We start from the raw sequence: 18,101 nt of genomic DNA on the forward strand, positions 1-18,101 counted from the left end.
TAGATATTCCCGTTGCCAGGCAGCGGAGCAAGGAGAACTGCGTGAGGCGACTGCCTGGGATTCTGTTAGCAACAGGCGCCACCCTAATCGTGATTGTGGCGCTGCTGATCAGCGGGCTGCGCCTGATGCTGCCGAAGCTGAACGACTACCGTCCCCAACTGCTGGCGCAGGTGGAGAAGCTGTCCGGCGTGCCCGTGCAGATGGATTTCCTGCAGGGCAGTTGGGAAACGTTCGGCCCACAGCTTGAAGTGCGTAACCTGAGCGTTACGCTGCCCAAAAGCAATGTGCATATCGAACGCGTGACGCTGGCGCTGGACGTGTGGCAATCGCTGCTGCACTGGCGCTGGCAGTTCCGCGATCTGACTTTCTATCAATTCCGGCTCGATCTGAACGCCACGCTGGGCGGCGACCGGCAGGGCGAAGGCCTTGAACCGGGTAAAATCAGCGATCTGATGCTACGCCAGCTCGATCACTTCGATTTGCGCGACAGCCGTATCTCGTTCCTGACGCCCGCCGGCGCGCGCGCCGAATTCGACATTCCTCAGCTGACCTGGCTCAACGGCCGCGATCGTCACCGCGCCGAGGGGCAGATCAGCCTGTCGACGCTGAACGGCCAACACGGCGTGGTGCAGCTGCGCATGGACCTGCGCGATAATCAGGGCCTGTTGGACACCGGCACGGTCTACCTGCAGGCCGATAACATCGACATGAAACCCTGGTTTACCCGCTGGCTGCGCGCCAACACCGGGCTGGAAAGCGCTGACTTCAGCCTGGCGGCCTGGCTGCAGGTGCAGAACGGCGAGATTGCCGGCGGCCACGCGTTGCTCAAGCAGGGGGCGGCCAACTGGGATACCGGCGCCGCGCAGCACCGGCTGGACGTGGACAATCTGGCGCTGTCGCTGCGCCGCCAGGGTACCGGTTGGCAGCTCGACGTGCCGCAGCTGCGCTTGAGCACCGACGGCCAGGCCTGGCCGCAGGGCACGCTTTCCGCCCTGTGGCTGCCGGAAAACACCGAGTTCATGGGGCCGGCGCAGAATGAAGAGCTGCGGGTGCGCGCGACCAACCTTCAGCTGGAGCGCCTGTCGGCGCTGCTGCCGACCTTCTCGTTCCTCAGCCCGGACGTGCTCGATCGCTGGAACGATCTGCAGCCGCAGGGGACGATGGAGGCCTTGGCGCTGGACATTCCGTTGAACCAGCCGGAAAAGAGCCGTTTCCAGGCGCTGTGGCGCGATGTCAGCTGGCAGCGTTGGGAACTGCTGCCGGGCGTCAACCACTTCTCCGGGGCGTTGAGCGGCGGGGTGGAGAACGGCCGCCTGACGCTGGGGCTGGCAGGCAGCACCTTGCCTTACGGCGATATGTTCCGTGCGCCGCTTGAAGTCAGCAGCGCGCGCGGCGCGCTGACCTGGCGTTACAACGATCGGGGTTGGGAGCTGGCGAGCCAGGGGCTGGACGTCAAGGCGAAGTCGCTGTGGGTCAACGGTGATTTCCGCTATCAGCAGCCGGCCAAGGGCGATCCGTGGCTGAACATTCTGGCGGGCATCCGCCTGTATGACGGCGCCGACGCCTGGCGCTATTTCCCGGAACCGCTGATGGGCAAGCATCTGGTGGACTACCTGAGCGGCGCCATTCAGGGCGGCCAGGTGGATAACGCCACGCTGATTTATTCCGGCGATCCGCAGCACTTCCCGTACCGTAAAAACGAAGGACAGTTTGAAGTCTTCGTGCCGCTGCGCCACGCCACCTTCCAGTTCCAACCGGGCTGGCCGGCGCTGACCGATTTGGCGATCGACCTCGACTTCGCCAACGAGGGGCTGTGGATGCATGCGCCGCAAACCCGGTTGGGCAAGGTGGCGGGCAAAAATATCAGCGCGGTGATCCCGGATTACCTGAAAGAGCGGCTGCTGATCGACGCCGAAGTCGCAGGCGCGGGCAGCGACGTGCACGACTACTTCATGCAGACGCCGCTGCACGATTCGCTGGGGGCGGCGCTGGAGCAGCTGCAGATTGGCGGTGATGTCAGTGGGCGCTTACATCTCGATATTCCCCTGGACGGCGAGCTGGTCAAAGCCACCGGTGAAGTGGCGCTGAACAACAACTCGTTGCTGATCAAGCCGCTGGATAGCGAGTTGCAGAAGCTCAGCGGCAAGTTCCGCTTCGACAACGGTAACCTGCAGAGCGACCCGCTGTCGGCCACCTGGTTCGGGCAGCCGGTGGCGGTCAACTTCTCCACGCAGGAAGGCGCTCGCGACTACAAGATTGACGTCGGCCTGAAGGGTGATTGGCAGCCGGGCAAGTTCCCCGGCCTGCCGAAAGAGGTTGCCGATGCGCTCAGCGGCAGTGCGCCCTGGCAGAGCCAGGTGGCCATCGCGCTCCCACATCAGGGCTCGGCCAGCTACGATATCGGCATCGACGCGGATTTGAAAAAAGTGAGCAGTCACTTACCTTCACCGCTGGACAAACCGCCGGGCGAGGCGTTGCCGGTGAACGTTAAGGTCAAAGGCGGTCTGAACGGCTTCATGTTGACCGGCAGCGCGGGCAAGCAAAACCGCTTCAACAGTGAATGGCGCTTCGACAAAAAACAGGTGAATCTGGCGCGCGCCGCCTGGCAAACCAATGGTGGCGGCACGCCGCCGCTGCCGGCCGGCAAGTCGATGACGCTGAACCTGCCGGCGCTGGACGGCGAGCAGTGGCTGGCGCTGCTGGCGCCGGCGCTGAAACAGGGGGGCGGCAGCGGTCAGGTGGGCGGCTTCAGCTTCCCCACCACCGTGGCGCTGACCACGCCGCAGCTGCTGTTGGGCGGCCAGGCCTGGCATAAGCTGACGCTGTCGGCCGAAAAACAGCTGGGTGCCACCGTGGTGAGCGCTAAGAGCGATGAAGTGGACGGCAGCCTGCGGGTGGCCGATCGCGGGCCGTGGCGCGCCGATATCAACTACCTGTATTACAACCCGCAGTTCGCCGAGACGAAAAACGCGGCGGGCACGCCGACGCCGCCGGCGGAGAAAGTTTCCTTCCGCGACTGGCCTTCGCTGATGCTGCGCTGCAAGTCGTGCTGGGTGCTGGGGCAGAACTTCGGCAGGGTCGAGGCGGATCTGAGCAATCGAGGGGATACCCTGACGCTGGATCACGGCCTGGTCGACACCGGCAAAGGGCGTATGAGCGCCACCGGCCTGTGGAAGCAAAATGCGCAGGAAGAGCGCAGCTCGCTGAAAGGCAAGCTGCTCGGCGGCAAAATCGATGAAACCGCCGCCTTCTTCGGCATCACTATCCCGCTGAAAGGCGCGCCTTACGACGTGGACTTCGATCTGTACTGGCACGGCGCGCCGTGGCAGCCGCAGGTCAATACGCTGAGCGGCGCGCTGCAGGTCAAGATGGGCAAGGGCGAGATCGACAGCATGGGCGGCGGCCGCGCCGGTCAGCTGCTGCGATTGGTCAGCTTCGACGCCTTGCTGCGCAAGCTGCAGTTCGATTTCAGCGATACCTTCGGCAAAGGCTTCTACTTTGACTCCATCCGCAGCACCGCCTGGCTGAAAGATGGCATAATGCATACTGATAATCTATTGATCGACGGCTTGGCGGCGGATATCGCCATGAGTGGCCAGATCGATCTGGCGCGCCGCCGTATTGATATGGAGGCGGTGGTGGCGCCGGCGATTTCGGCGACCGTCGGCGTGGCCACGGCGTTTGTGGTGAACCCGATCGTCGGCGCGGCGGTATTTGCCGCCTCGCAGGTGCTGGGGCCGCTGTGGAGCAAGATTTCGCTGATTCGCTACCATATCGGCGGCGATCTCGACCAGCCGAAGATCAATGAGGTACTTCGTAAGGCAAAGGAGGATAAGGCGTCATGAGGAATGCTAACGTTGCGTTGTTGCAGTTGTGCAGTGGCGATCAGGTGCGCGATAACCTGGCCCAGATTGAACAGCAGATCAAACAGCTCAATGCCGGGGTAAAACTGGTCATGACGCCGGAGAACGCGCTGCTGTTCGCCAACTCTGCGGCCTACCGCCAACAGGCGGAAAAACAGGGCGACGGTCCGCTGCAAAACGCGGTGCGCGAGCTGGCGCGCCGCTATGGCGTGTGGTTGCTGGTGGGCTCGATGCCCTTGATCAGCCGCGAAAACCCGGAGCTTATCACCACCAGCAGCCTGTTGTTCGACGAGCAGGGCGAAATCCGCGCCCGCTACGACAAGCTGCACATGTTCGATGTGGACATCAACGATGCGCACGGCCACTACCGCGAGTCGGATACCTACCAGCACGGGCAGCACCTGACGGTAGTGGATACGCCGGTCGGGCGTTTGGGTATGACCATATGCTACGATCTGCGCTTCCCCGCGCTGTTCCAGGCGCTGCGGGCACAGGGGGCCGAACTGATTTCGGTGCCGGCGGCCTTTACCCGGGTCACCGGCGAGGCGCATTGGGAAATTCTGCTGCGCGCCCGGGCGATCGAGAACCAGTGCATGATCCTGGCGCCGGCGCAGGTGGGGCGCCACGGGCCGACCCGCCGCACCTGGGGCCACACGCTGGCTGTCGACGGCTGGGGCAAGGTGCTGGCTGAGAACGCGGACGCCGTGGCGGCGCTGAAGGTGCGCGTGGACACCGCAAGCCTGAAAAATATTCGTGCGCAGATGCCGGTGCTGCAGCACAACCGATTCCAGACGTCGCTGACGGCGCCGTCTGACAAGTTATCCTCCAATCAAGAGTGAAACCATTATGAGCCTGACGTTTGTCAGTGAGCAGTTACTCGCTACCAACAAGCTGAGTCATCAAGACCTGTACAAGGTACTGGGTCAACTGGCAGAACGCCGTATCGATTACGCCGATCTCTATTTCCAGTCCAGCTATCACGAAGCCTGGGTGATCGAGGACGGCATCATCAAGGATGGCTCTTACAATATCGACCAGGGCGTTGGCGTGCGCGCCGTCAGCGGCGAGAAGACCGGCTTCGCCTATGCCGATCAGATCACCCTGAATGCGCTGCAGCAGAGCGCCCAGGCGGCGCGCAGCATCGTGAGTGAGCAGGGCGACGGGCGGGCGCACACCCTGGGCGAGATCGGCTATCGGGCGCTGTACCCGCTGCTCGATCCGCTGCAAAGCCTGCCGCGCGAAGAGAAAATTGCCCTGCTGCACCGCGTCGACAAGGTGGCGCGTGCCGCCGATGCACGGGTGCAGGAAGTGAACGCCAGCATCACCGGCGTTTACGAACAGGTGTTGGTGGCTGCCACCGACGGCACGCTGGCGGCGGACGTTCGCCCGCTGGTACGCCTCTCCGTCAGCGTGCTGGTGGAGCAGGATGGCAAGCGTGAGCGCGGCTCCAGCGGCGGCGGCGGCCGTTTCGGCTATGACTACTTCCTGGAAACCGTCGACGGCGACGTGCGCGCCGATGCTTACGCCAAAGAAGCGGTGCGCATGGCGCTGGTCAACCTTGGCGCGGTGGCGGCGCCGGCCGGCAATATGCCGGTGGTGCTGGGGGCCGGCTGGCCGGGTGTCCTGCTGCACGAGGCGGTGGGCCACGGCCTGGAAGGCGACTTCAATCGGCGTGGCACCTCGGTGTTCAGCGGCCATATGGGCGAGCTGGTGGCTTCCGAGCTGTGCACCGTGGTGGATGACGGCACCCTGCAAGGGCGGCGCGGTTCGCTGGCGATCGACGACGAAGGCGTGCCGGGCCAGTACAACGTGCTGATCGAAAACGGCGTGCTGAAAGGCTACATGCAGGACAAGCTCAACGCGCGGCTGATGGGCGTCGCGCCGACCGGCAACGGCCGCCGCGAGTCCTACGCGCATCTGCCGATGCCGCGCATGACCAACACCTATATGCTGGCGGGCCAATCGACGCCGGAAGAGATCATCGCCAGCGTCGAATACGGCCTGTACGCGCCGAACTTTGGCGGCGGCCAGGTGGACATCACCTCCGGCAAGTTCGTGTTCTCCACCACCGAAGCCTACCTGATCGAGAAGGGCCGCATCACCAAACCGGTGAAAGGGGCGACGCTGATCGGCTCCGGCATCGAGGCGATGCAGCAGATCTCGATGGTCGGCAACGATCTGGCGCTCGATAAAGGCGTGGGCGTGTGTGGCAAGGAAGGCCAGAGCGTGCCGGTGGGCGTCGGCCAACCGACGCTGAAACTGGATACGCTGACCGTCGGCGGCACGGCGTAATCTTTCCTCAAGGGGCCATGCACTGGCCCCTTGTTCATTCCCCATTTTGAGTTTTTTCTCGCCCACGCAAAGAGTGCTGTGCGGCGATGATGCCGAGAAAGATGACGATGGCGTGCTTTGGTGTGTCTACCCGGCGTTGGTTGCTGTTGCTGGGCGTTCTTTCCCTGACGGGCTGCGCCCGTTCCGATGCGCTGTGGGGCGTGGTCGATAAGCTCTGCATGGCCAACTATCAGCAAAAGCGCGATCCGGCCCCGTGTGAGCAGATTTATATGCCGCAGGGGAAAGCGCAGGGCTTTAGCGTGCTGCAAAACCCGCGTTATCCCTATCACTTCATTCTGGTGCCGACGGCGCCGCTTTCCGGCATTGAAAGCCCGCTGCTGCTGGCCGGGGAGCGGACGGACTATTTTGGCTATGCATGGCTGATGCGTTACCGGCTGGCCGCCGAGTATGGCGGGCCGGTGCCGGACGACAGGCTGGGCATGGCGATCAACTCCGCTTATGGCCGCAGCCAGAACCAATTGCATATTCACCTGACCTGTCTGCGCGAAGATGTACGGCGCCAATTACAGGCAGAACGCCCCTATATTCAGGAACAATGGCGACCTTTGCCGGATAAGCTGTTGCGCCACACCTACTATGCCCGCCGCGTGATGCAACCGACCGCGATGGGCATCTACCCGATTAAGGATCTTGCGGATTATTTTCATCTCTCGCCGCAGCAGCTGGCGGAGTATGGCGTGGCCGTCGTTCCGACCACGTTTGCCGGCCAACGGGGGTTTATCTTGCTGGCCTCGAAGCGCGGCTGGGACGTTGGCAACCGCGCCTCGGTAGAATCGCTGCTGGATAAAACGTGCGCGATTTTGCCGAGTTAATCTCAAGACGGCAGGTGAGAGCAACACGCTCTCACCTCACTTTTCCTACCTGAACCGCGCATCCCGCGCAAACAGAAAAGCGGCTTCCCGCTGGCGAGCGTCGGCTTCCGCCTGAGCACCCTGGTAGCGCAAGATCATGATCAGCGTGGCGTAGACGTTGGCGTCGATACGGCGCTGCAGATAGGCGTTGGCCCACTGCCGATAGCCGGTCAACAGGGCATCATCACGCGTTTGGTTATAGACCAGCAGCGCGTGAGATTGCTCGTCGAAGGTTTTGCGCTCCCGGTAGATCCAGGCGGCCGGCGGCGGCATCTGCTCGATGCTGTCGATGGTGGCCAGCATGGTGCGCTCCGATTGGGTGAGCGCCATGCGCCCTTGCCAGGCAAAGACCGCCATCACCAGTACGCCGATGGCCGCCATCGCCACCGGTAGGCTAAGGGCTTTGGCGAACGGCAGCGGGCGCGGCTCGCCGGTTTGGCCGTCCAGCAGCGCCAGCAGCAGCAGAAACGCCAGCCAATGCGGCGTAGACAGATAGAAAGGGTATTCCAGCTGGGTGTGTACCAGCATTGGCAGCAGCACCAGAAACAGCCCGACGCGCGCACCGGCCGGCTGCTCGCGATCCCGTTGCCAGGCGCGTTTCAACAGCAGCGCGCCGGCGACGAGGACGATAACGATACCCGCCAGCGCCGGCAGGCCGCCCTCAACCCACCACAGCAGGATTTCATTGTGCGGGTGCCCGGCGACTTCCAACACTTCTCGCCAGGGCATTGTCTGCAGACGGAAGTGCGCGAAGCTGTATTCAAAGCCGCCGTAGCCCCAGCCCAGCAGCGGTTTGGCCAGGATCATACTTAGGGTATCTTGCAGCATTGTCAGACGTGAATAATTGGAGCCTTCGCGTGCGATAAGACCTGAGCGGCCATCCAGGCCAAAGCCGGTGAACAGTACCATCAGGCCAAGGGCGATGCCCAGCAACAGCGCACCGCCGGCCCAGCGGCTCACGGCCGGGTGCTGGCGGGCAAAACGCCACAGCAGCAACGCCGCTGCCAGGGCACCGCCCAGCCAGGCGGCGCGCGACTGGATCAGCACCAGCAGGGCGGAGAAAGCGGCCAGCAGCGCGAGCAGCGGGAGTTGCCGCCGCGTCGGCGCAGAGAGAGGGGCAAGCAGCAGCCAGAGCGCCAAAGCCAGCCCGGTGGCGATGAAGCTGCCCAGCACGTTCGGTTGCTGAAAGACGCCGTAGACCCGGCTGCCGTTAGGAGATACCCAGGCCAGAGCAGGGGCGAACAGCTGTAGCGCCGCTAGCAACGCCTGAACGCCGACGGCGAACAGCAGGCCGTACAGCAACAGGTTGCGCTGCCGGGCTGTCAGGCGCAGCTGCAGACAGGCGACATAGAACAGCCAACCGCCGAGCAAACCGGCGCAGCGCCACAGGGCATCTTCGCGCCACTCGGGGCGGGTATACAGCAGCGGCAGCGCCAGCACGGCGATGCCGAGCAGCAACAGGCGTGCCGTGGGGGTAAGCGAAAGACGGGTACGGCCAAGGCAAACGGTGAAGGTCACGATCAGCGTGGTCAGTGCCATGACGCTCCAGGCCAGAATATTTTGCGGCAGCGCCAGGCCGCCGCCGCCCATGTTGGGGTGATAGACCGGCAGGAGCACCGCCATCCAGATCAGCAGCAGGGGCAACACGGCGATAGCCGGTGCGTTAACGGGGGCTTTATCGGTCATGGTTAACCCGCCATGTCTCGATATCGTTCATTGAATGCATTTTTTGAGGATTCCCTATCCTTATCCTGGGGTTTAAATTCGCTGAAGCGTCAATGCCTGAAATGCTTTATAGGAATTGAAAAGACTTCATATCGAAGTGATAAATAATTCCCCCCCTGTGAGCGCGGGGACGGCTTATATAAAAAGGGGGAAGCCGTATTCAGTTGCCTGCAAAAAGGTTTTTTATTTTTTTTAAACAGGGTTGTCATTTTCTCAAATTTATCTCGCTCCAGTCAATTTTTAATCTATTGTTTTGTTTTTGTTTTTAAATCAATTGGTTGTGATTGTCTTGTGCGTAATGGAACGCCGTGTGAGCGGCAACGAGCGTCTGGGCAAACAGCTGACGGAGCCAATGAGATAAGCATTTTATTGTTAAATCGTTGTTGCTAATGGCGGTGCGGTGGGCGTTATTTTATTTATCGCTGTTCATTATCTTATTTCACATTTTCTTTATCACGCCATTTTTTATTTTTATTAAGACTATTCTTGTTCTTATGGTTTTTTTTGAATTTTATTAAAGTAAATTTTTTTAAGATTGTTCTGTGCTCTTGTAAATAACGGAGAGATGGTCTGCCTATCCCTGTTGCCATCATGCCAGACGGACCAACGCGCCTGTAAAAGCGCGTTAATCCATGTTTCACAGATCTCACTCCACTTCGCCAATCCGCTCCAGCGCATCTACCACCAGATCCCAGAATTTATCCTGATCCAGTTTGACCGCCACCTGGGTGTGGCAGTCCGGCGGCGGCGGCGCGCGGAAGTCCGCGACCGTCATGCCCAGCGTCAGGGTGCCGGTGAGTTCGATATCCACCGGCGCTTTGCGCACCGTCATCACGCTCGGATCGATCACGTAAGCCACCGCGCAAGGATCGTGTACCGGCGGGGCGCTGAAGCCCTGCGCCTGCCGGTACATGTGGCCAAAGAAGGCCAGCAGTTCGCCGACGAAGGCGGCCGGCCGGGTGCCGAGGGCGGCGATGCGCTCGCAGACTGCCGGCGTGGCCAACGCCTGGTGGGTGAGATCCAGCCCGACCATGGTCAGCGGCCATTTTTCGTTAAACACGATGTGCGCCGCCTCGGGATCGATTTTGATATTGAACTCCGCCACCGCGCTCCAGTTGCCCACGTGGTAGCCACCGCCCATCAGCACCACTTCCTTGACCCGCTCGGCAATGCGCGGCTCTTTGCGCACTGCCATGGCGATATTGGTCAGGCCGCCGGTCGGCACCAGCGTCACGCTGCCGGGCGGGTGGGCCATCACGGTATCGATGATCAGATCCACCGCGTGGCGCGAGTCCAGCTGCAGGTGGGGTTCCGGCAGCACCGGGCCATCGAGGCCGGAATCGCCGTGAATGTCGGGTGCCACTTCGATATTGCGCACCAGCGGGCGTGGGCAGCCGGCGGCGAAGGGCACGCCGGTGATATTGGCGATGCGCGCCACCGCCAGTGCGTTGCGCGTCACTTTGTCCAGCGTCTGATTGCCCACCACGGTGGTGACCGCCAACAGGTCGATCTGCGGATTGCCCCAGGCCAGCAGCAGGGCGATGGCGTCGTCATGCCCCGGGTCACAGTCCAGTATGATTTTTTTCATGGTTATTCCTGATGCAGGGAGAGGTTCCCGCAGCATAACGCAGCGCGGCGGCGTGGGATAATACCGATGGTGCTTTTGTTAACGGCATCAAAGCCTTGCCACTTTTTCGATGTAATGAAACGTAAATCCTCATCGCCGGGCTTTACCCTGGAGTTTACTCCAGGGTTTACAGTGAGCTTCAGCGTCAATGTACAGAGGAGAGGCGGGATGAGCTTACTGAAAAGGTTATTGGGGCAAGGCGGTATTAACGGCGGTCATCAGCGCGCGGGTCACCGCGGCGGGCATCATGGCAACCGCTATAACCAGCATGGCGAGCCGGGGCCGCAGTGTCCGGAATGCCAGGCGGTGAATAAACCGGGCGCACGTTATTGCCATCGCTGCGGTCAGCCATTTGCCACAGTGAGCGCCACCTGCGGCCAGTGCGCCGCGCCGTTGCCGCCGGGCAGCCGCTTTTGCCCGCAGTGCGGCGGCGGTGTGCCGTGAACCGGGGCGGTTGGACAGCCGCGCTGCTGCTGGGCGCCATGGCGCTATGGACGCTGTTGGCCTGGGGCGTGGCCGGCGTGCTGACCTGGCTCCCGGCGTTGGCGGAAGCGGCCGGCGGCGCATCGCTGCCGGTGAGCGGTGCGCTGAGTCTGGTGCCGCAGACGGTGCTGGATGCCTGGCTGCCGTGGCTGAAACAGCTGGGCAGCGGGCTGGCGAGCTATTTTCCTCTGCTGCTGAACTGGGCCGGCTACGCCGTCTGGCTGCTATGGGGCCTCGGCATGCTGGCGCTGATGCTGCTGGGCGCGCTGGCGCACCGCTATTTGAGCGCCGCTCAGCGATAGCCCTGATAGACCGCCGCCACGCGTTCGAAATAGTCGGTTAGGTAGTTGATACACACCTGCACCTTCAGCGGCAGTTTGTCCTTCTCGGTATAGAGCGCGTAGATCGGTCGCGGATCCGAATGGTAGCTTTTGAACAGGATCTCGATCTCGCCGCGCTTGATCTCTTCGATCACCCACATCAGCGGGGCGTAGGCGATGCCGGCGCCGTTTTTCAGCCAACGGATCATGGTGGAGGAGTCGTTGGTGACGAAGCGCCCCTGCGGTGAAATGCGCGTGGTGATGCCCTCCGGCGACATCAGTTCAAATTCGCTGTCGGGGCGCACGCTGTACTCCAGCCAGGAAAAGTTGACCATGTCGCTCGGCTTCTGCGGTGTGCCGTGCTGGCTGAGGTAGCTTTTGGCCGCGCACACCACCATCGGCATCTGCCCCAGGCGGCGGGAGAACAGGCTGGAGTCCTGCAGCGCGCCGGTGCGGATCACCAGATCCAATCCATCGGTGATCAGATCCGGTGCCGGAATGCCGGTCACCAGGTTGACCGTCAGGCCCGGGTACTCTTTCATCATCTCGGCGGTCATGTTCGCCAGCACGTTTTGCGCCATGGTGGATGAGCTGCCGATGCGCAGCGTGCCGGCAGGCGTATTGTTAAACGCGTATAGCTGCTCATGCACTTCGCTGACTTCCTGCAGCATGCGTCGGCAGCCCTGATAGTAGATTTTGCCGGCCTCGGTCAGGCCGATGCTGCGCGTGCTGCGGTTCAACAGCTTGACCTGCAGCTCATTTTCCAGTTTCGAGACGGTTTGACTGATCGATGAAACGCTCATGTCGAGTTGGCGCGCGGCCGCGGTAAACGACCCGAACTCAACCACTTTGGCGAATACCGACATCCGTTTTAATCTTTCCATTATTCACTCTGGCTTAAAAGTGATTTAGATCACAGATTGTTGATGCCTTGATAGTAAGCAGGCTAATATAACGTGGTCGGGTGAATAGACCTTACCAACGTGCGAGAGCGAGCGGCGACGCAATCCTGCCGCTCCTCCGGCACCCTCGCAATCCCTGTCGTGGATGTCTGCCCCAAAGTTTAACCTTTTTTCGGGTTCGTGACCTGGACAAGCTGTCCGGTCAAGATTTGTGGCGCGCGCACGCTAAAATGTAAAGAGAATGTGAATGGCGAGATGTGTCTTTCCCCGGCGTAGTGAACAATAAGGAAAAAGTGATGAGTTTGCTTCCGGTTATGGTCATCTTCGGACTGTCGTTTCCGCCGGTGTTTTTCGAGCTGCTGGTGTCGCTGGCGCTGTTTTTTCTCTTGCGCCGCCTGCTGCAGCCGACGGGGATTTACGATTTTGTCTGGCATCCGGCGCTGTTTAACACCGCGCTGTATTGCTGCTTGTTTTATCTGATTTCATGTCTTTTTGTTTGAGGTCGCTGTGAAAAATTTTTCGATAAAAATAACCCGAATCGCGATCACTTTGATTCTTGTGCTGCTGGGTATCGTTGCGGTGTTCAAGGCCTGGGTGTTCTACACCGAGTCGCCGTGGACACGTGACGCCAAGTTCACCGCCGACGTGGTGGCGATCGCGCCGGACGTCAGCGGCCTGCTGACCGAAGTGCCGGTGGTGGACAACCAGCTGGTGAAGAAAGGCCAGGTGCTGTTCGTGGTCGATCGGCCGCGCTATGAGCAGGCGCTGGCGGAGGCCGGTGCCGACGTCGCCTACTATCAAACGCTGGCGGCGGAAAAACGGCGCGAAGCCGGCCGCCGCGTGAAGCTGGGCGTGCAGGCGATGTCGCAGGAAGAAATCGACCAGTCGAACAACTCGCTGCAGACCGTGCAACACCAGCTGGCGAAGGCCGTGGCGGCGCGCGAGCTGGCGCAGCTGGATCTGGAGCGTACCACGGTGCGCGCCCCGGCCGATGGCTGGATCACCAACCTCAACGTCCACGCCGGCGAATACATCACCCGCGGCTCGGTGGCGGTGGCGCTGGTGAAGAAAGACTCCTTCTACATCCTGGCGTACCTGGAAGAAACCAAGCTGACCGGCCTGAATAAGGGCGACCGCGCGGAGATCACCCCGCTCGGCAGCAACCGCATCATGCACGGCACCGTTGACAGCGTGGCGGCGGCGGTGAACAACAGCAGCAGCACGGTCAACAGCAAAGGGCTGGCCTCGATCGACAGCAACCTGGAGTGGGTGCGCCTGGCGCAGCGCGTGCCGGTGAAGATCCTGCTGGACGCCAAGGACCAACAGCATCCGTACCCGGCAGGCACTACCGCCACCGTGGTGATCGTCGGCAAGAACGATCGCAATGCCGACAGCGGCTCGCCCTTTGTGCGCCTGATGCACCGGCTGCGTGAGTTCGGCTAATGAACAGCCCAACCTTTATCCGGCTGAGGTTTGCCTTCAAACTCAGCTTCGCGATTGTGTTTGCGCTGTTCGTCGGTTTCCATCTCAACCTGGAAACCCCGCGCTGGTCGGCGATGACCGCCGCCATCGTCGCCGCCGGCCCGGCCTTTGCCGCCGGCGGTGAACCCTTCTCCGGCGCCATCCGCCACCGCGGCTGGCTGCGCATCATCGGCACCTTTATCGGCTGCTTTGTCGGCCTGATCATTATCATCACCACCGCCCGTGCGCCAGTGGTGATGCTGCTGCTGTGCTGCATCTGGGCCGGCTTCTGCACCTGGCTCTCTTCGCTGATCAAGGTCGAGAACTCCTACGCCTGGGGCCTGGCCGGCTATACCGCGCTGATCATCATCGTGACGGTCGCCACCAGCGAGGCCCATCTGCTGGAAGCGCCGCAGTTCGCCATCGAGCGTTGCAGCGAGATCGTGCTGGGCATCGTCAGCGCCGTATTGGCGGATCTGCTGTTCTCGCCGCGTTCGATCAAGCAGGACATCGATCGGGCGGTGGATCAGCTGTTGGTGGATCAATATCGCCTGATGCAGATGTGCATCAGCAACGCCGACAAAGAAGACATTGACCGTGCCTGGAGCAATCTGGTCAAGAGCACCACGGCGCTGGATGGCATGCGCAACAACCTGATGATGGAGTCCTCGCGCTGGCAGAAGGTCAACCGTCGGGTGAAGGCGCTGCATACCCTGTCGCTGACGCTGATCACCCAGGCTTGCGAAACCTATCTGATCCTGCTGAATCACCCGGACGCGCTGCAAGCGAGCCTGCGGGAGCAACTGATGGTGCCGGCGGAAACCCCGCAGGAGATCCACAAGCGCATGAAGCTGTTGCGCCAGGTGCTGACCACGCATCGCTCCGATGAAACGCTGCCGACCCTCACCGGCTGGGTCGGCGCGGCGACGCGCTACCTGCTGCTGTCGAAGGGCGTACGCACCAACGGCAGTATCAGCGCGGTGGAAGAGGGCGTGTTAAGCAATGAAACCGTGGTCAAGCCGACCTCGGCGGAAGGGCATCACGCGATGATCAACGGCCTGCGCACCTTTGTGGCCACGGCGTTCGGCAGCCTGCTGTGGCTGTGGACCGGTTGGACGTCCGGCAGCGGTTTTATGGTGATCATCGCGGTAATCACCTCGCTGGCGATGCGCACCCCGGCGCCGCGCATGGTGGCGATGGATTTCGTGCTGGGCATGCTGGCGGCGATCCCGGTCGGTTCCCTGTTCTTCATGGTGATCCTGCCGGCGACGCAGCAGAGCATTTTGCTGCTGTGTCTCAGCCTCGGCCTGCTGGCGTTTTTCATCGGCATCGAGGTGCAGAAGCGGCGGCTCGGTTCGCTGGGGCTGCTGGCGGGGACGATCAACATTCTGGTGCTGAGCAACCCGATGGAGTTCAACGTCACCCAGTTTCTCGATGGGGCGCTCGGCCAGTTCCTCGGTAGCTGCGTCGGGCTGATGGTGCTGCTGCTGATCCGCGACAATTCGCGCGAGCGCACCGGCCGCACGTTGCTCAACCAGTTCGTCAGCAGCGCGGTGTCGGCGCTGACCACCAAGGCGGCGCGCCGTCGGCAGAACCACCTGCCAGCGCTGTATCAACAGCTCAACCAGCTGCTGATGATGTTCCCGAACGATATCGCCAAGTATCGTCTGGCGCTGAACCTGATCATCGCCCACCAGCGTATGCAGCGGGCGGAAATCCCGGTCAGCGAAGAGCTGTCGGCCTTCCACCGCCAGATCCGCAGCACCGCCGATCGGGTGGTCTCGGCCAAGAACGACGTCAAGCGCGCCTATTACTACGATCGCTTGCTGGGTGAAATGAACGAGTACCAGCAAAAATTGGTGGACAATCAGGCGCCGCTCAGCGTCACCGGGCCGGTGAAACGCCTGGCCGACATGCTGCATCGCTATCGCCACGCCTTGATCGATTGATGCGTTCCCGCCTTTTGCGCCGCGTTATGCGGCGCCTTCCCTGACTATACTGAAAGCAGCGCCTGGTACGGCGGCCGTCTCATAAGAGGCGGCCCGTTTTCAGAGAGACTCCGAGTGCCAGAACGGCTGGAAAGTGGCATCATTGTCATGAATGGATGAAACCTTAGCCGCCGCGAAAACGTTACTTGCCGGTCATCTTAGTTTCATCCAGGTCGACTATATACCTAACTAGCCTGGGGGAGCTGCGGCGCCTTCGGCGGCATAATTTCAGGGAATGTCATGAACAAGCGGATTCTGGTGGCGATTGTCATCGCCGTGATCATCGCCGTCTTCAGCGCGCTGCGCGGCAACGAGCACCGTGCGATCGGCGGCAATCCGGCGGTGGTCCAGGCCCCGGCGGGGCAGCAGCAGAGCATCGATCGGCTCACGCAGCAGCAAACGGTGGTGAGTTACCTGCAGCAGCATCAGCGGCTGCCGGATTATTACGTCACCAAGAAGCAGGCGCGCGAGCAGGGCTGGGATCCGCGTTCAGGCAACCTCTGTGTGGTATTGCCGGGCAAGGCGATTGGCGGCGATCGATTCTCTAACCGTGAAGGGCAATTGCCGACCGCCGGCGGCCGGGTCTGGCGCGAAGCGGACATCAATTACCAGTGTGGCCGGCGCGGCGCCGATCGCCTGCTGTATTCGAGCGACGGTCTGATCTTCGTCACGCGCGACCATTACAAAAACTTCATTCGTGTGGAGTGAGTTTGATGGCAAAAGTAGAGTTTGATTTTGAACAGATCCAGGATGTGCCGGCCTTCTACCGCGATTTCGCGCGCAAGTTTGCGCTGGACGAGGGGTTCGGCGCCAACCTCGACGCGCTGTGGGACGTGGTGACCGGCGATATCGGCCTGCCGGTGGAAATCGAGTTCACTCACCTGAATGCCCGCAGCAAGCGTCGTTTCGGCGCGATCATTCTGCTGTTTGAAGAGGCGGAAGAAGAGCTGGAAGGCAGCCTGCGCTTCAATATCCGCGAAAGCAGCGGCGAGCCGGCCCATCACCGGGGATGAAACGGCTTCATCCCGGGATGGCGGCGGCGCTTAGTCGGCCGCTTCGGCCAGCTCGCGCAGGTATTGGAAGATTTGGCGGTAAGCCTTAGGCGGCTTGTTGGCAGCCTTCTCTTTCTGCGCGTTGCGCACCAGTGAACGCAGCTGTTGGCGATCGGCGGCCGGATACAGATCCAGGATCGACGGAATGACGTCATCGCCTTCTTCCACCAGGCGGTCGCGCAGCGCTTCCAGTTTATGGAACAGCGAAACCTGCTGGTTGTGGCGGTTTTTCAGCTTGTCGAGTGCGGTCTGGATCGGCTCGATATCGCGGGCGCGCAGCATCTTGCCGATCAGCTGCAGCTGACGGCGACGGCCCTCTTTCTTGATCTTTTGCGCCAGCTCGATGGCGGCACGCAGATCTTCGTCCAACGGAATGCGGTCCAGCGCGTTTTTGCCCAGATCGACCATTTCGGCCCCCAGGTCTTTCAGCGCTTCGGCATCACGTTTAATCTCACTTTTACTGACCCAGATAATCTCGTCATCGTCCTCGTTTTCATTCTCCGGGACATCGTCGAGCCAGTCTTCAGGCTGTTTGTTCATGGTAGGCTCCGTTAAAAAGAGGCTAATCCTAACAGGTTGTCCGGCAACCCGCCAATTGCGTGCCTTGAGCAAACTGAGTATAGCTGCCGCGCTGGGGCACAATCATGTCTTGGCACCTGTCCTCTGAATTCATGCTGTTGTTTTTATCATCATGTTTGTATAAAATTTTATACAAAAGGAGATGGTATTCATGGATGATGGCATCGAGAAAGCCATTGATTGGCGCGGTTCATCGTTAGCGGATTTGCTGGCCTTTCCAATCGATGCGCGAAAAGCGGCAGGATTTGAACTGAGTAAAGTGCAAAGAGGTCTGGAACCCGGTAATTGGAAACCGATGGTCAGCTGCGGAAGCGGCGTTATCGAAATCCGTTTATATGTCACCGGCGGCGCGTTCAGGGTGGTCTATGTGGCAAAGTTCAGCGAAGCGATCTACGTCTTGCACAGCTTTCAGAAGAAGACGGAGAAAACCAGCCGCCACGATATTCAGATAATCAAAGCGCGTTATGACGCGGTTATTAATGAGCGGAGTAAAGGTCATGACCAAACCGATTGATACCGGTTCACGCCACGTTACGCCCGCAGGCGGCAATGTGTTTGCGGATCTGGGATTTTCCGCCGACGAGGCTCGGCAATTGCAAGCGCAGTCCAATGCGGAAATTGCGCAGCTTATCGCACTGAAAAAACAGCTGATGGGTGAGATTAGCGCGTGGATTGAGGAAGAAGGTTATCGCCAAGAGGAGGCGGCGCGTTATCTGCACACTTCCCGGCCGCGCGTGTCCGACGTGGTGAATCAGAAAACCGAGAAGTTCACGCTGGACGCGTTGGTCAACATGATGGCGAATATCGGCAAGTCGGTAAAACTGATCGTCGAGTAATGCGCGGCTTTTGCATGTTATCCCGGCTTTGCAGTTCGGCTTTATGCGAAATTCAACGCGGT

Annotated in this window: 18 protein-coding genes; 13 read left to right on the top strand and 5 right to left on the bottom strand. The window is 60.9% G+C overall.

Annotation, left to right across the window (positions count from 1 at the left end):
- Positions 1-41: 41 nt before the first annotated feature.
- The 4 genes from yhdP (at position 42) to AC4PR2_RS07135 (ending at position 7,027) form a co-directional block, all read left to right on the top strand.
- Entirely contained in the window at positions 42-3,845 is a 3,804-nt protein-coding gene (yhdP, locus tag AC4PR2_RS07120; protein ID WP_443014495.1) for an AsmA2 domain-containing protein YhdP, read from the top strand.
- Positions 3,842-4,702 (top strand): deaminated glutathione amidase, encoded by an 861-nt coding sequence (gene nit1, locus AC4PR2_RS07125; RefSeq protein ID WP_004936930.1) that lies wholly within the window; start codon positions 3,842-3,844, stop codon positions 4,700-4,702. Before yhdP ends, nit1 begins: the two co-directional genes overlap by 4 nt.
- A 7-nt stretch (positions 4,703-4,709) precedes the next feature.
- On the top strand, positions 4,710-6,155 hold the full coding sequence (gene tldD / locus AC4PR2_RS07130) for a metalloprotease TldD (RefSeq protein ID WP_443014496.1): 1,446 nt from the start codon (positions 4,710-4,712) through the stop codon (positions 6,153-6,155).
- 107 nt (positions 6,156-6,262) lie between these two features.
- Positions 6,263-7,027, top strand: coding sequence for a CDP-diacylglycerol diphosphatase (locus AC4PR2_RS07135; protein ID WP_413727292.1), 765 nt, complete (start codon positions 6,263-6,265; stop codon positions 7,025-7,027).
- A gap of 45 nt (positions 7,028-7,072) precedes the next feature.
- Here AC4PR2_RS07135 and AC4PR2_RS07140 read toward each other — a convergent pair whose 3' ends face one another.
- The 3 genes from AC4PR2_RS07140 to uriH form a co-directional block, all read right to left on the bottom strand.
- The gene (locus AC4PR2_RS07140; RefSeq protein ID WP_443014497.1) at positions 7,073-8,752 is read right to left on the bottom strand and encodes a PglL family O-oligosaccharyltransferase; all 1,680 of its coding nucleotides are present in this window, start codon (positions 8,750-8,752) and stop codon (positions 7,073-7,075) included.
- Positions 8,753-9,225: 473 nt separating this feature from the next.
- Positions 9,226-9,432, bottom strand: coding sequence for a hypothetical protein (locus AC4PR2_RS07145; RefSeq protein WP_127554753.1), 207 nt, complete (start codon positions 9,430-9,432; stop codon positions 9,226-9,228).
- Positions 9,433-9,437: 5 nt separating this feature from the next.
- Complete coding sequence (gene uriH / locus AC4PR2_RS07150) at positions 9,438-10,379, bottom strand: uridine-preferring nucleoside hydrolase UriH (RefSeq protein ID WP_060424624.1); 942 nt, start codon at positions 10,377-10,379, stop codon at positions 9,438-9,440.
- Positions 10,380-10,586: 207 nt separating this feature from the next.
- On the opposite strand from uriH, the gene AC4PR2_RS07155 reads away from it, so the two are divergent.
- Both AC4PR2_RS07155 and AC4PR2_RS07160 read left to right on the top strand, forming a co-directional pair.
- Positions 10,587-10,862, top strand: a complete 276-nt coding sequence (locus AC4PR2_RS07155; RefSeq protein ID WP_443014498.1) for a zinc ribbon domain-containing protein — start codon at positions 10,587-10,589, stop codon at positions 10,860-10,862.
- Entirely contained in the window at positions 10,859-11,203 is a 345-nt protein-coding gene (locus tag AC4PR2_RS07160) for a hypothetical protein (protein WP_060424629.1), read from the top strand. Before AC4PR2_RS07155 ends, AC4PR2_RS07160 begins: the two co-directional genes overlap by 4 nt.
- On the opposite strand, the gene aaeR is transcribed toward AC4PR2_RS07160, so the two are convergent.
- A complete protein-coding gene (gene aaeR / locus AC4PR2_RS07165; protein WP_004936950.1) occupies positions 11,194-12,105 on the bottom strand; it encodes an HTH-type transcriptional activator AaeR in 912 nt (303 codons plus the stop codon). The genes AC4PR2_RS07160 and aaeR overlap by 10 nt on opposite strands.
- Positions 12,106-12,419: 314 nt before the next feature.
- Between aaeR and aaeX the strand changes: the two genes are divergently transcribed.
- The 5 genes from aaeX (at position 12,420) to AC4PR2_RS07190 (ending at position 16,585) form a co-directional block, all read left to right on the top strand.
- Complete coding sequence (aaeX, locus tag AC4PR2_RS07170; protein ID WP_004936952.1) at positions 12,420-12,623, top strand: p-hydroxybenzoic acid efflux pump operon protein AaeX; 204 nt, start codon at positions 12,420-12,422, stop codon at positions 12,621-12,623.
- A 7-nt stretch (positions 12,624-12,630) separates the two neighbouring features.
- A complete protein-coding gene (aaeA, locus tag AC4PR2_RS07175) occupies positions 12,631-13,566 on the top strand; it encodes a p-hydroxybenzoic acid efflux pump subunit AaeA (RefSeq protein ID WP_084827489.1) in 936 nt (311 codons plus the stop codon).
- A complete protein-coding gene (aaeB, locus tag AC4PR2_RS07180; protein ID WP_087763581.1) occupies positions 13,566-15,533 on the top strand; it encodes a p-hydroxybenzoic acid efflux pump subunit AaeB in 1,968 nt (655 codons plus the stop codon). The genes aaeA and aaeB overlap by 1 nt, the downstream gene beginning before the upstream one ends.
- A gap of 279 nt (positions 15,534-15,812) precedes the next feature.
- Positions 15,813-16,280: a ribonuclease gene (locus tag AC4PR2_RS07185; RefSeq protein ID WP_087763582.1), complete on the top strand. Its 468-nt coding sequence runs from the start codon at positions 15,813-15,815 to the stop codon at positions 16,278-16,280.
- 5 nt (positions 16,281-16,285) lie between these two features.
- Complete coding sequence (locus tag AC4PR2_RS07190; RefSeq protein WP_047730838.1) at positions 16,286-16,585, top strand: barstar family protein; 300 nt, start codon at positions 16,286-16,288, stop codon at positions 16,583-16,585.
- Between the two features lie 30 nt (positions 16,586-16,615).
- On the opposite strand, the gene yjgA is transcribed toward AC4PR2_RS07190, so the two are convergent.
- The gene (gene yjgA / locus AC4PR2_RS07195; protein WP_004936968.1) at positions 16,616-17,164 is read right to left on the bottom strand and encodes a ribosome biogenesis factor YjgA; all 549 of its coding nucleotides are present in this window, start codon (positions 17,162-17,164) and stop codon (positions 16,616-16,618) included.
- A 190-nt stretch (positions 17,165-17,354) separates the two neighbouring features.
- Here yjgA and AC4PR2_RS07200 point away from each other — a divergent pair, with 190 nt between their 5' ends.
- Positions 17,355-17,717, top strand: coding sequence for a type II toxin-antitoxin system RelE/ParE family toxin (locus AC4PR2_RS07200; protein ID WP_089186498.1), 363 nt, complete (start codon positions 17,355-17,357; stop codon positions 17,715-17,717).
- On the top strand, positions 17,701-18,039 hold the full coding sequence (locus AC4PR2_RS07205; RefSeq protein WP_033636158.1) for a helix-turn-helix domain-containing protein: 339 nt from the start codon (positions 17,701-17,703) through the stop codon (positions 18,037-18,039). The genes AC4PR2_RS07200 and AC4PR2_RS07205 overlap by 17 nt, the downstream gene beginning before the upstream one ends.
- The last annotated feature ends 62 nt before the right edge of the window (positions 18,040-18,101 follow it).

Source organism: Serratia sp. A07, from assembly GCF_058725505.1.

Bases quoted from the DNA above. Each gene is read 5' to 3' on its own strand.
- aaeX (WP_004936952.1), top strand. From the start codon at position 12,420: ATGAGTTTGCTTCCGGTTATGGTCATCTTCGGACTGTCGTTTCCGCCG.
- aaeR (WP_004936950.1), bottom strand. From the start codon at position 12,105: ATGGAAAGATTAAAACGGATGTCGGTATTCGCCAAAGTGGTTGAGTTC.
- nit1 (WP_004936930.1), top strand. From the start codon at position 3,842: ATGAGGAATGCTAACGTTGCGTTGTTGCAGTTGTGCAGTGGCGATCAG.
- tldD (WP_443014496.1), top strand. From the start codon at position 4,710: ATGAGCCTGACGTTTGTCAGTGAGCAGTTACTCGCTACCAACAAGCTG.
- AC4PR2_RS07190 (WP_047730838.1), top strand. From the start codon at position 16,286: ATGGCAAAAGTAGAGTTTGATTTTGAACAGATCCAGGATGTGCCGGCC.
- aaeB (WP_087763581.1), top strand. From the start codon at position 13,566: ATGAACAGCCCAACCTTTATCCGGCTGAGGTTTGCCTTCAAACTCAGC.
- AC4PR2_RS07200 (WP_089186498.1), top strand. From the start codon at position 17,355: ATGGATGATGGCATCGAGAAAGCCATTGATTGGCGCGGTTCATCGTTA.
- uriH (WP_060424624.1), bottom strand. From the start codon at position 10,379: ATGAAAAAAATCATACTGGACTGTGACCCGGGGCATGACGACGCCATC.
- yjgA (WP_004936968.1), bottom strand. From the start codon at position 17,164: ATGAACAAACAGCCTGAAGACTGGCTCGACGATGTCCCGGAGAATGAA.
- AC4PR2_RS07140 (WP_443014497.1), bottom strand. From the start codon at position 8,752: ATGACCGATAAAGCCCCCGTTAACGCACCGGCTATCGCCGTGTTGCCC.
- AC4PR2_RS07185 (WP_087763582.1), top strand. From the start codon at position 15,813: ATGAACAAGCGGATTCTGGTGGCGATTGTCATCGCCGTGATCATCGCC.
- AC4PR2_RS07135 (WP_413727292.1), top strand. From the start codon at position 6,263: ATGGCGTGCTTTGGTGTGTCTACCCGGCGTTGGTTGCTGTTGCTGGGC.
- AC4PR2_RS07155 (WP_443014498.1), top strand. From the start codon at position 10,587: ATGAGCTTACTGAAAAGGTTATTGGGGCAAGGCGGTATTAACGGCGGT.
- AC4PR2_RS07205 (WP_033636158.1), top strand. From the start codon at position 17,701: ATGACCAAACCGATTGATACCGGTTCACGCCACGTTACGCCCGCAGGC.